Origin of the sequence: Halostella salina, from assembly GCF_003675855.1 — an archaeon.
Classification (GTDB): domain Archaea; phylum Halobacteriota; class Halobacteria; order Halobacteriales; family Natronoarchaeaceae; genus Halostella; species Halostella salina.
In genome coordinates this window covers 294,928-306,933 of sequence record NZ_RCIH01000004.1, presented here as the reverse complement: position 1 = coordinate 306,933, position 12,006 = coordinate 294,928, and the positions used below count along the sequence as shown (strand labels likewise).

11 protein-coding genes are annotated in these 12,006 nt (G+C 69.1%); 1 reads left to right on the top strand and 10 read right to left on the bottom strand.

Annotated features, from left to right (window positions below):
* Positions 1-176: 176 nt before the first annotated feature.
* Together D8896_RS10115 and D8896_RS10110 are read right to left on the bottom strand one after the other, a co-directional pair.
* Positions 177-1,394: an RNA-guided endonuclease InsQ/TnpB family protein gene (locus D8896_RS10115; RefSeq protein WP_121821972.1), complete on the bottom strand. Its 1,218-nt coding sequence runs from the start codon at positions 1,392-1,394 to the stop codon at positions 177-179.
* Positions 1,395-1,806: 412 nt separating this feature from the next.
* Positions 1,807-3,744: a PAS domain-containing protein gene (locus D8896_RS10110; RefSeq protein ID WP_121821971.1), complete on the bottom strand. Its 1,938-nt coding sequence runs from the start codon at positions 3,742-3,744 to the stop codon at positions 1,807-1,809.
* Positions 3,745-3,930: 186 nt separating this feature from the next.
* On the opposite strand from D8896_RS10110, the gene D8896_RS19375 reads away from it, so the two are divergent.
* Positions 3,931-4,089, top strand: coding sequence for a hypothetical protein (locus tag D8896_RS19375; RefSeq protein WP_162991527.1), 159 nt, complete (start codon positions 3,931-3,933; stop codon positions 4,087-4,089).
* Between the two features lie 26 nt (positions 4,090-4,115).
* On the opposite strand, the gene D8896_RS10105 is transcribed toward D8896_RS19375, so the two are convergent.
* From D8896_RS10105 to D8896_RS10070, 8 genes are all read right to left on the bottom strand, one after another.
* The gene (locus D8896_RS10105; protein ID WP_121821970.1) at positions 4,116-4,748 is read right to left on the bottom strand and encodes a hypothetical protein; all 633 of its coding nucleotides are present in this window, start codon (positions 4,746-4,748) and stop codon (positions 4,116-4,118) included.
* A gap of 68 nt (positions 4,749-4,816) precedes the next feature.
* Complete coding sequence (locus D8896_RS10100) at positions 4,817-5,371, bottom strand: DUF7261 family protein (protein WP_121821969.1); 555 nt, start codon at positions 5,369-5,371, stop codon at positions 4,817-4,819.
* Positions 5,368-5,775, bottom strand: coding sequence for a DUF7262 family protein (locus D8896_RS10095; RefSeq protein ID WP_121821968.1), 408 nt, complete (start codon positions 5,773-5,775; stop codon positions 5,368-5,370). Before D8896_RS10095 ends, D8896_RS10100 begins: the two co-directional genes overlap by 4 nt.
* Positions 5,768-6,448 (bottom strand): DUF7263 family protein, encoded by a 681-nt coding sequence (locus D8896_RS10090; protein WP_121821967.1) that lies wholly within the window; start codon positions 6,446-6,448, stop codon positions 5,768-5,770. The genes D8896_RS10095 and D8896_RS10090 overlap by 8 nt, the downstream gene beginning before the upstream one ends.
* A complete protein-coding gene (locus tag D8896_RS10085; RefSeq protein ID WP_121821966.1) occupies positions 6,445-6,933 on the bottom strand; it encodes a DUF7266 family protein in 489 nt (162 codons plus the stop codon). Before D8896_RS10085 ends, D8896_RS10090 begins: the two co-directional genes overlap by 4 nt.
* Positions 6,926-7,684: a DUF7289 family protein gene (locus D8896_RS10080; RefSeq protein WP_121821965.1), complete on the bottom strand. Its 759-nt coding sequence runs from the start codon at positions 7,682-7,684 to the stop codon at positions 6,926-6,928. Before D8896_RS10080 ends, D8896_RS10085 begins: the two co-directional genes overlap by 8 nt.
* Positions 7,681-9,594 carry a type II secretion system F family protein gene (locus D8896_RS10075; RefSeq protein ID WP_121821964.1) on the bottom strand — a complete coding sequence of 638 codons (1,914 nt, stop codon included), beginning with the start codon at positions 9,592-9,594 and terminating at the stop codon, positions 7,681-7,683. Before D8896_RS10075 ends, D8896_RS10080 begins: the two co-directional genes overlap by 4 nt.
* The gene (locus D8896_RS10070; RefSeq protein ID WP_121821963.1) at positions 9,591-11,864 is read right to left on the bottom strand and encodes a type II/IV secretion system ATPase subunit; all 2,274 of its coding nucleotides are present in this window, start codon (positions 11,862-11,864) and stop codon (positions 9,591-9,593) included. The genes D8896_RS10075 and D8896_RS10070 overlap by 4 nt, the downstream gene beginning before the upstream one ends.
* Positions 11,865-12,006: the final 142 nt, after the last annotated feature.

Sequence of the window (12,006 nt, the reverse complement as noted above, 5' to 3'; positions counted from 1 at the left end):
CTGGGTCACCGTCACCTCTCAACGTCATCCGTTGTGAATACCGGGGTGAGTAAACGACCCTTCCCTACTTCGCTCGGAGGCAATTGCCTCGCTCGCTCGTTGAGGGTTCCGTCAGACGAGGTCTGACGACGTGCGGGCTGTGAGCCTGCACTAGGGCTTTCGCGTGGACTTCCGTTCTACGCCTTGGATGAGGCGGGAAGCTCGTACTCTCCACTCACGTTCAGTGTCCCGCGATTCAAGCGCACGTCTACGGGTGCGCCTCCGGCGTCTGCGTTTTGCCGACGCCGGAGATACTGCAAGCCGATGTTCTTTGAAGCGTTGTAGTCGGCGTGGTTCTGGTAGCCACAATCCTGACACTCGAAGTTCTCGCCGTGGCGGTTGTCGTCGTGGGTAAACCCACAGGTCGAACACCGGTTTGACGTGTTCCGTGGGTCCACCTGAACAGCTTCAACGTCCTGCGCTCTGGCTTTGTATTCGACGTACTCGTAGAGGCGGCGGAACGCCCACAGATGGTGCCACGACGCCTGTGACACGTTCTCACGAATGTCCGTCAAATCCTCGAACACGATATGCGAACAATCGTGTTCGACGGCTTCAGCCACGATCTCATTGGCGACCCGATGCAGGAATATCTCGAAGCGTCCGTCCTCCTTCCGCTCGACACCTGCTATCGCGTCGTGTGCCGCGTGTGTCCCGCACTGCTGGAGGTCGCCACGTCGCTTTTCGTACTCTCGTTTCCAGTGGTTGAACTCGTCTGCCGACCAGAACCGCCCGGTCGAAGCAACCGCGAGTTGATTTACACCGAGGTCCACACCGAGGACTGTTCTGTGCCCGGTGGTGGGTTCGGTGTCGTCCCCGTCCTCCTCCTCTTTGAGCATTGACGCATGAAGATACCAGTCGCCGTCACGCCGATGGAGTGTCGCCCGCCGAAACTCATACTCCTCGTTGGCGACGTACTTTGTCGGGGGTGTCTCGGCATCGTCAGGCAGAATGTAGTCGCACTCGATCCGTCCGTCCGGTGTTGAGAGCGAGACGTGGTCACGGTGGAAGGTGGCGCTTCGCTTGTCGTAAACGGCGGTATCCGCCGTGAACGTCGGACGAGATGATTCTTTGTCGTTTTTGAGCCGCTCGACGCCGCTTTTGACGGATTCGACGGCTTGGCGAATCCCTTTCTGGACGAGATTTGCGGTTAGCTCCGTGTCCTCACGGAGCTGGTCGTACAGGGCGCGTTCGGCCTTCGCTTTCGAAGTGACGTGGTAGCCGTCGTCGCCGTGCCAGCACCACTCGCTCGCGGTGTTGGCGCAGTATTTGAATTGCTCGACTGTCTCTCGAAGGAGTGTATCTGCACCTTCGGGGGTGTCGAGCTTGATAACGGCGGTACGACGGTACTCCACGATACATTCACATATATAGTTGTAGTTACTTAATAATTGGAGTTAGCAGGTGCCAGTCTAGCGGCTGGTTAGTACCGGGCCGGTTTCCTCCCCGTCCTACTTGCTTGGGCTTCCGCTGGGGTCGGAAGCCCCACGCTCCTTGAGGGTGGGGCTTCTACCTCGAATTAGGTGAAACGTTCGTATCCGTATCAGCGGATTGCCAGCCAAGGCGCGTTTACTGGTGGGATGACGGGGTTCGCCGCCGCCCAGCGCGCATCGGACCCGCGACACCAGTGCGTGGATCACCCGCACCGAACAGGTCGCCGGTGACGAAGTATCGCACGGACTGTTGGAACGGTCTACCGATGACCGTCCGACAGGTCGCTGGCCATCGATACGGGGGTACGACAGTCCGCGGGTCCCGAAGTCCCGCCTATCGGAACAGCGTCGTCGGCGGCTTCGCGGCGTCCTCGACTGATTCGTCGGCGGCGATCGCCGGCAGCCGGACCGTCGCGACGGTCCCGTCGTCGGTCGCCTCGGTCTGGAACGACCCGCCGTATCTGGTGGCGATCCAGTTGACGAGCCACAGGCCGAGCCCCGTCCCGTGCTCCAGCGGGGTCTCGCGGCCGCTCTCGATGACCGCCGCCTCGTCCGCCGGGATGCCCGGACCGTCGTCGACGACCGTCAGTTCGACCCACTCGCCGACGTCGCGTGCGTCGAGGGTTACCTCGGTCGGCGGGTCGGAGTCGTGACAGATCGCGTTGTCGACGAGTTCCCGGACGGCACGCTCTATCTCCGGCCCGGCACAGACGTCGGACACGTCGTCCACGGCGTCGACCGCGATGGTCACGTCGTCCACGGCACGGTACTCGTCGGCGACCCTGGTCAGCAGCGACGCGGTGGCGATGCGTTCGGGGGCGCGGTCGGCGGTCGCGTACGACTCAAGTTCACGTGCACGATCGCTCAGGTTCACCAGTTCGTCCGTCGCCTCCCGGATCCGGTCGGCGTGGGCCGCCGTGGCGTCGCCGGACTCGATGAGGTCAACGTACCCCCGGACGGCGTTCATCTCGTTGCGGAGGTTGTGTCTGAGCACGCGGTTCAGCACCTCGATGAGCCGCGTCGTCCGCTTCCCGGCGGTCACGTCCTGCTGGAATCCGACGAAATGCGTGACTTCACCGGCGTCGTCGGTGACCGGCGTGATCGACACCCTGTTCCAGAACGGGGTCTCGCTCGCCCGGTAGTTCAGCAGTTCAACGCTCGCCGGCTCCCGGTCGGCGATAGCCTCACGCAGTCTGGCCACCGGCTCCTCGGCCGTCCCGCTCCCCTGCAGGATCCGGCAGTTCGCCCCGAGGATCGTCTCGGTGTCGTACCCCGTCAGCTCCTGAAACGCGTCGTTGGCGTACACAACCGGGTCGTCCTCTTGCCGCACGTCGACGATGGTGATGCCGACGCGGGCGGCGTCGACCGCGCTGTTTTTCAGGCGGAGTTCGGTCGTCCGGTCCTCCCGCTCGCTCACGTCGCGTGCGACCCCCTGAACCACGAACTCCCCGTCGGCCGGGGAGATGACGGTCGAGTTGACTTCCACCGGGACGCGTTCGCCGTCGGCAGCCAGCAGGTCGAGTTGCATGTTCCTGACCGGATGCCGTTCGAACACGTTCTCCAGCACGTCGGTGATCCGGTCGCGGTCGTCCGCCGCCACGAGCGTTTCCAGCGGCTCACCGACCAGCGCCGACGGCTCGTAGCCGAGCACGTGTTCGACCGCCGCGGAGACGTAGGTGAACCGTCCGTCCGAGCCGATCCGGTAGATGATGTCGGAGCTCGCGTCGGCGATCCCCTCGAAGCGACGGCGCTCCTCGTCGAGGCGCTCGATCCGGTCGCGGCGCGTCCGGTCCCACCGCTGGCGCTCGATCGCGCTCCCGGTCAGCCGGGCGACCAGTTCGACGAACAGCTGTTCGGCCTCCGAGAACGACCGGTCCCGCGTCGCCTCGTCGGCGAAGCAGAGCGTTCCGTACACCGACCCGTCGACCAGCACCTTCCCACCGATGTAACAGCCCAGCCCGAACCGGTCGTACGCCACCTCATCGACGAGGTCCGACGCCGACGCGTTCTGGACGCTCGTCAATCCCTCCGTCTCCACGGTCCGCCGACAGTACGCCTCGTCGAGCGGACAGCGGTTGCCGGGAGCGATCGCGTCGTGCGAGCCGACCGACCGCTCGATGGTCTGGGTGCCGTCCTCGACGCAGGTGAGGAAGCCGATTCCGACCTCCAGCCGCTCCCTGCCGGCTTCCAGCGCCCTGTCTATCGCCGTCTCCGCCGTGAGGCTTCGGTCGGCGAAGGCGTCGTATACCTGTTCACGGTACTCGCCGCTCATCCTGCCGAGACAGCCGGAGGGCGACCGTTGACTCGGTCCATCAATACCGTTGTAGTTTCGCGGCACAGATATAAATGTTGACAGGCAGAGGTGGTGCAACGCCCTCGGACGGGTACCTGGAACGCCCCACGCGGGCGACGGCGGTGGCCTCGGAACACGTATGCGGCCGTGGGCCGTAGAACAGTCGTGAACAGGTTCCTCCCCCGGCCGACCGGCGATTCGGAGACGACGACTGACGACCCGTCGCGGCCGACGAAGCGGGGCGTCGCCCGAAAACTAGGCCTCGCGCTCGCGCTGGCGGCGTTCTCGTATCTCGCGTCGCGGTGGAGCGAGAGCAGAGCGTAGCGGTCACGGCCGAGGGCCTGACGGCGCTATGTCGCCGACGCCCCGTCACTGCGCTCGGCGAACTCCCAGCTGGCGACGACGTAGAACGGGAGCGCCGCGACGACGCCAACGACCAGAACGATCTGATAGATCAGCCCGACGAAACCGGGATGTGCACCGCCGCTGCTGTCGATCCGGGCGGCCAGCGCGAACGACCCGAGCACGAACAGCACCAGGACGGACGGCACAGTTTCGCCTCTCGAACCGGGCGACGTAACCGAATCGGCTCCGAACACGTACCCCGCGGCGAGCGGCGTCAGCGCGAGCGCCATCGAGACTCGGTCGAGCGCGAGGCCGGCCAGCGTGGGGTCGGGGCTGTAGATCGGCGGCGGCGTGACGATGACGTCGTACCAGAGTAACACGACCGCACACAGGTACAGCGCGACGAGCGCGAGGGAAGCCGTCGCTACGGCCCGATAGCTAGCCTGCAATGACGTGCGACGAACGAGCGTCATCGCCCCCGCCAAAGCGAACGCGAACACGCCGACGTGAAACACGTACGCCTCGCCGAACTTGCCGTACCCGAAGAACACGTCGCCCCCGAGCATGATACCGGAGAGCGCTGCGAGCACGCCGAGACCGACCAGCGCGAACGCCGGGTGGGTACGAAGGCGGTCCATGGCCGGTTTCCCTCGGAGTTTTCTAAATGTTTTGTGGACAGGCAAGGAGACAACGGCGTTCCTGCCGGTCACGCCGTCGCCGTCGCGTTCCCGGTCGCCTCGACAACCGGCGTCGCCCGCCACCGCCCGTCCGCCGTCGTCACGCGAACGTCGAGCGCCACCGCCAGCACCGCCGCCTCGCCGGCGCGCTCCTGCACGACGACGCCGTCGATGGCCTCGCAGTCACCGAACTGTCGGTCCGGTCCACTGGGGCAGTTCCGGGCGGCCCACGCCGCGGCGGCGCTGTCGTTGTACGCCACCTCGTAGGCCGTTCCGCTGTCGACGCGGGCCGCGCGGAGCGTTTCGAGCCGCGGTTCGAGGTTCGTCCGAACCGCGGCGACGGCGTCCTCGCGCTGCCACCACTCGTACTCGCCCCGCACGTCGGCGCTCGCGTCGTGGACGCCGCGTTCGAGCAGGCGCTCGGCGTTGCGCCCCGGGTCGTCGTACTCGACGCCCGCCCGAACGTCGGCGTGGTAGCCGAGCTGGAGGTACGCGAAGGCGATCGGGACGAGCGCCAGCGCCAGCACGCCCGCTGCGACGAGAACGAGCTGGCCGCGGTTCCGGTCGGGGCCGAGCCGTCTCATGCGTACCACACCCGTATCGTCACGTCGCCGCTGGCGGTCGTCACGGTCGCCGAGCCGACGGTCACGCCCGCCGGCCGTTCGTAGCCGACCGCACCCTGTGGCGTCTCGACCCGAAACAGCAGGTTGTCCGGCAGGATCCGGTCGACGCGGCGCTCCAGCGCGTCGCGCTCGCGCTCGAAGCGCTCGGGCGTCCGAACCACCTCCGCGAGCCGAGTCGCCCCGCCGTGTCGCGGCGACTCGCCCGCCAGCACCGTCGCGGCGTCCTCGGCGTAGGCGTCCAGCTGTGGCTCCCGGGTGTCGGCGTCCGGGACGCCGAGCGCGAACGTCGTCAGGACGCCGACGACCAGCACGACGCCGACGCCGACCTCGATGGCCGGCAGCGACAGCTGTGCCCTGCTATCCATCGACGGTCACCCCCAGGAGGGCCTTCCGGGTCCGCGAGGGGTAGTACGTCACGGTCACGCTCCCGTCGGGGAGCCGGTCGCTGGACGCGAACGTCAGCGTCGCCGTCTCGAACCGCGACAGGTCGACGGTCGCGGTGCCCTCGACGCCGGCGTCGTCGTGCAGCACGACGCGGCCGTTCGCCCGGACCGTGGTGACGGTCGTGCCGTTCGGCGGCGACAGTTCGACCGTCGCGTTCGGCGTCCGCCGCGGGAGCGTCACCGACTGTTCGCGGTTCGCGCCGAGCGCCGGCGTGCGGGTCACACGCTCGCGTCGCTCGACGAGCACGACCCGCCGGATCGTCGTTCCGCCGTCGGCGTCGCCAGTGCTGACGAGCGGTTCGCCGTCGAGCGTCACGCGGACGGCGTGGTCCCGCGCGACGGGGTACTGCGACTCGAACGCCGCGGGCGTGAGCGACGCGACCGCCCGGGCGTCGAGCACGTTCGCGCGGACCGCCAGCGGCCCGTCGGCGCTCACGAGGCGGTCGGAGAGACCGACTGCGACGCGGCGCTCGCCGGCGTCCCGCGTCGCGCTCCCGACCGCGTCGTCCGCGACGAACAGCCCGACGCCGGCGACCGTCGAGAGCGCGATCAGGGCGACCAGCAGCGCGGGCATGTTCGCCTGTGCGCGGCTCATGAGTCGCCCTCCAGCGTGACCGCGAAGCCGCCGTCGACGCGCTCGACAACGACCGCCGTCTCGCCGTCGCTGTGCCACGTTCCCGACACCGACACCACCGAGTCGGGAAGCACGAGCCGGGCCCGGCCGCCGACGGCGGCGTCCGGGTGGTCGAGCACCAGCATCTCGCCGTCGGCACGGATGCGGTACGTCGCGCCGCGGATCCGCTCGGGCAGATCGACGCGCGTTCGCGCCGTCCCGACCGTCGGGCTGGCCGGCACCGCCTGCTGCACGCCGTGGGCCGCCGTCGCCAGCGTCCGGTTGCCGACCTCCGCGCCCGCTTCGCTCCGGTACTCGGGGACAGCGTTGCCGTACAGCGACGCCGTCAGCAGCGCGACGTAGAGGACGACGATCGCTATCTCCAGGGCCTTGCCAACGACCGGGGTCAGGGCGCGGTCGCTCGGGCGACCGCGGCGATGGGTCGTTCGAGGGCCGCGGTCAGCCATGCGCCACCTCCAGTCGCAGGTCGTGGACGACGAGGTACGCCGTCCGGTCGCCCGGGAACCGGGCGACGACGCTCCCCACGCCGTCGCCGTCGAAGTCACGGTCTTCTGAGACGACGGTGGCGTTCAGGCGCTCGAAGTACGACCGCCACGCGGCCGGCGTCTCGGTCTCGACGGCGACGCGGTACGTGCCGTTCCCGAGGCTCCGCCGGTGATGCGTGACGTTCGACCGGAGGACGAGTTCCGTCTCGCCGTTGCCCCCGACTGACCCTGCCGAGGCGTTCAGCCGGCCCGCACCGACGACGAGGACGCCGCCAGCCCGTCGGCTCGCAGTAATCGGCGGCGGTCGGTACATCCGGGAGCCGCCGTCGTCGCCGCGGATGATAGCCCCCGAGAGGGTCCGGACCGTCCGGTCGCCGGACTCGTACACCAGCGCGTCGACGGTCGTCGTCGCCACGACGCCCGACGCGTTCAGCACCCGGAGGTCGCGGTCGGCCGTCGAGAACGTGCCGCTGGAGACGGCGACCCGGCCGCGGTGGTGGCCGGTCGCCTCGACCGGTCTGATCGCCTCCTCGAACCCGGCGGCGACGCGGTCGGCGTCGGCCGTCGCCGCGTTGCTCTGGACGACCGCGCCGATGCTCGCAGTCAGCGCGCCAAGCGCGATCACCGTGATACCCAGCAGGACGGCGACGCCGACGACGTTCGACTGGGCGCGGCCGGTCCGGGAGTCCGAGGTAACACGCCGGCGGGTCACGTCATCCCCACCCCCGCGAACACGAAGTACGCGACCAGCACGAGCAGGCCGGAGTGCAGCAGAGCGTCGTAGCGGCCGCGACTTGCCATGCCGGCGAACCAGCCGCTGGCCAGCATCGTCGCCTGCGTGACGACGTAGAAGCGGCGGCGCTCACGGGCCGGCTGGATGGCGTCCGGGTCGAACGTCGAGACGCCGGACACCGACGAGAGCTGTGCGAACCCGTCGATGACGTAGCCGTCGACCGCGACGACGATGCCGACGATGAGCAGCGCCGTCGTCCAGCCGACCGCGACGTAGACGAGCATCGCGTTCCGGAGCGCCTTCTTCTCGTGGTAGAGCCGCCCGACCTCGGTCTGGAGCGTGTCGAACACGTCCTCCGCGTCGCTGCCGGCCTCCAGCGCGCCGGTGACGAGCCCCATCGTCTGCTCGGCCAGCGGCGTCCCGACGCGGTCGACGAACCGGTCCAGCGCCGCCGTCCGGAGGTCGCCCTCGTACGTGGTGAGGTTGGCGTTGAACGCCAGGTCGGCCACGTCCTCGTCGAGCGCCCCGAGGTCCACGTCCCGGGCGACGACCGCGACGGCCTCCGAGAACGGGCGTCCGAGGCTGACGTGGCTCGACACCGCGTGGACGAAGTCCTTGATCTCCCTGTCCTTCGCGTCGTCGATCCGGGCCCGGCGCACGGCGACCAGCCCGACCGGGACCGCGAACGCGGCGTAACCAAGCAGCGCGACGTTGACCGGGTCGTACGACACGGTCCGGAGCAGTCCGGCGACGGCGAGCGCGACCGGTCCCAGAACGACCGTCGCGCTCGCGGGGTTGGTCGATGCGGAGCGCAGCGTCGCCAGCACGCCCTCGGGACGGCGATACCCCGGGAGCGACTGGCCGGGCGGCCTGAGCGCGCCCACCAGCCAGGCTGCGATCGCGCCGGTGGCGAGGACGAACCCCGCGCTCACGTACACCAGCAGCCCGCGGACGGTCGTCTCCCCGACCGGCGTCTGCACGGGGTCGCTCAGTTCGGGGGAGAGGACGCTCATCACGGTGAGGACGATGACGAGCAGCGACGGGAGGACGAGCAGGACGATGAACAGCTCAGCGAGCAGTTCCAGAAACCCCTCGGCCTGCTCGCGGGCGCGCTGCTGGCGGTGGGAGAGCATCCGGCTCTCCAGCCGCAGGTAGGAGGTCAGCTCCTCGGCCCCCTGGTCGGCGTGTTCGCGGAACTTCAGCAGGAACGGGGCCAGCGTGTCCCGCGAGGGCGTGTCGCGGGCGACGATCCGGAGCCCCTCGCTCAGGCTCCCGGTGAGCGCCGCCTTGTTCAGCGCCTTCCGGCACGCGACGGCCGTGTCGCCGTACGCGCTCCGGTTGTCCGCCACCTTTCGGAGCATCGCCCGCGGGCTGTCGCTCCCGGTCGAGAGGGCGTGGAGGTACCGGACCGCGCCGGGGAGGGTCCGGCCGATGTTCGACCGCCGGGAGCGGGCGAGCCAGCCGAGATACCGGCCGCCGAGCGCGACCGTGGCGCGTTTCCCGACCCCGCCGACGAACACGCCGCCGGCCGCGGCGAGGGCGACGCGGGGCACCGGCCCGACCGCGACCCGATTCAGCACCGGGACGCCGTCGTGAACGAAGGCGACGGCCGTCGACATCGTCCCGACCGGGACTGCAAGCAGGCCGGCGAAGCCGAGGGCTGCGAGCACGAGGAACACGAACCACGAGAGCCCGTACACCCGGGCGACGTACACGCCGAAGCTCACCCGCATGTCCGTCCCGCGGTACTGCTTGCGGTCACCAGCGTGGCGCGCCCCGTCGGCGTGTCTGGAGAACAGGGCGTACAGCAGGCGGTCGACCGCCGCGGTGGGCCGCGCCGCGCCCCGGAGCGACACGTCCGTCCGTGCGGAGGGCTCCGTCCCGGTCATCCCTCGCCACCGACGGGGCCGCGCTCGCTCGTCGCCCGTTCGACGGTCGCCGCCTCGTTGGACTCCAGGTCCGCGAGGAAGTCGAAGAGGGCGTCGAAGTCGCGGACGCCCTCGTCGACGAGGTACTGGACGTAGCCGTGTTTGCGGTGGAACTCCGCCTCGACGGCCTCGACCGGTCGGTCGGTCCGGGCCGCCAGCCGGTGGAACACGCGGACGCCGTTGTGTTTCGCCGTCGCGTCGGTCCCGGGCATATCCGGGTGGGCGTAGTCGACGCTGAACGACCCGTCGCTCTCGCGCTCGGCGACCGTGTTCCAGCAGACCGTCGTGTCGCCCTTCGCTATCGTCCCGCGGCCCTCGCCGCCGTCGAGGCGCTCGAACGCCTCCTCGCTCAGGAACTCGACGACCTGCCCGGCGTAGCGCTCGCCCCCGACGTGTTTCGGGAACACGACGAGGTCGATCTCGGTCAGCAGGTACGGCGGCAGCCCCTGCTCGACGACGCGGTTGACCAGCTTTTCCACGTCCTCGGCGTGGGTCGTCCCGATGACCCCGTGGCCGGTGTTCAGCGTCTCCGCGAACGTCTCGAAGCTCTCGGGCGTGTTGATCTCCGCGATCACCTCCACGTCGGGGTTGAGGTAGTTGCACTCGGTCATCAGGTCGGCCATCGACACCTGCTTGAACTCGTCCTCGTGGTCACGCGTCGTCAGCGAGACGCCGGTCTCGTGGGGGAGGCGAACCTCCCGGGACCCCTCGTCGATGCTGATCGGGCGGTCCTCGAAGGGAATGAACGGCATGTGCGCGTTCATCAGCGTCGTCTTGCCGACGCCCGTCGGACCGGAGAACAGCACGACGCAGTGGTGCTCGTACAGCATCCACAGCAGCGCCACCAGTTCCGTCGGGAGGCTATCGCGCTCCACGAGGTCGACCGGCGTCATCGCGTCGGGCGCTTGCTTGCGGATCGAGACGTGCGGGCCGTCCTCGCTGATCACCGGCAGCGCGACGGCACATCGGATCGTCACGTCGTCGTCGACGCCGGCGGGGCGCAGGTTCACCTTCGCGCTGGGGTTGCTGGCGTTGAGTTCGGTGCCGTCCGCGGCCGCCAGCTGCGTGACGACGTTGACGAACTCCCGCTCGTCCTCGAAGACGAGGTTCGTCGGGACCCGGCTCCCGTCGTCGACGCCGCTGCGCGGAACCACCTTGACGCGCTCGCCGACGCGGTTGGCCTCGATGTCCTCCAGGTTGGGGTCGCGGACGGGCACCGTCAGCTTGCCCTGCCCCACGAAGTCCCGCAGGACGTAGTACACCAGGTCCGACAGCCGGTCTTCGGCGTAGCGGTCGTCGACCGGCGGGACGCCGACGCCGTACTCCGCGAGGGCCGCCTTCGTGCGGTACGTGGCGGCGTCGAGCCACGCCCGGGTGTTCCGGGCCGTGAGCTGCCGCGAGAGGTACTTCGACGCCCGGTTACGGATGAACGCCTCGCGGGCATCCCCGTCCCCCGCCGGGGCACCGTCGATCACTTCGCCGACGTTCGCCTCCCAGACGCGCTCCTTGCACTCCTCGACCAGCGCCTCGTCGCCCGGCAGGAGGTCCGGTTCGACGACGGCGTACTTCGTCGTGAACGCGTCGTTGCCGAGCAGGTGCTCGCGGTAGAGGACGACGGGTATCTCGAACCCTCGGAACGGGACGGTGTACGTGTCGACGCGCTCGCTGACGAAGCGCTCGATGAACTCGGGGTCCGCGGGTAGGTCGGTCTCGGCCGGCGCGTAGTCGGCCGTGTGGACGACCAGTCGGTCGCCTGCGGTGTCGGCCACCTCGATGTCGTCGTCGAGCGCCAGCGGCGTCAGGTCGCCGAGACAGCGCACGTCCCGGAGGGCGACGTACCCGACCCGGCGGCGGGCGGCCGCGGTGCCGTCGGTCAGCCGGTCGATGGCGCGCCGGTACTTCGGCGCGAACCCCTCCCGCATGCGCTCGGCGGTTCCCTCCCGGGTGAGCGGCCGGCGGAGCGTGGCGCTCTCGAAGTGGTCGACGACCGACCGGACGGCGTGCCAGTCCGCGGCCGAGAGGCGCGGTTCGCGCACGTCGTACGCGAACGCGTCGTCCGCCTCCCGGACCGTCGCAACCACGTCCGGGCGGAGTTCGTACTGGGCCTGCACGTCGGGTGCGTACCACGCTTCCGGGTCGTCCGGCGGGAGCGGCGGCGGCACCGCGCCGCCGGCCCCGTCGCGGGTCCGTTCGGCCTCCGTCGCCAGTTCGAGCGTGGGTGAGTCGGACACGCCCGAGGTGTGGCTCCGCTTTGTATTTAAGCTTTGATAGAGGAATAGAATCAAGGAATTATCTCAGTTCTGTGTGGAAATTCAGGATCGCCGTCGCCGTCCGAACGAGCGCCGAACCGCGACCCACAGAACATATACGGCA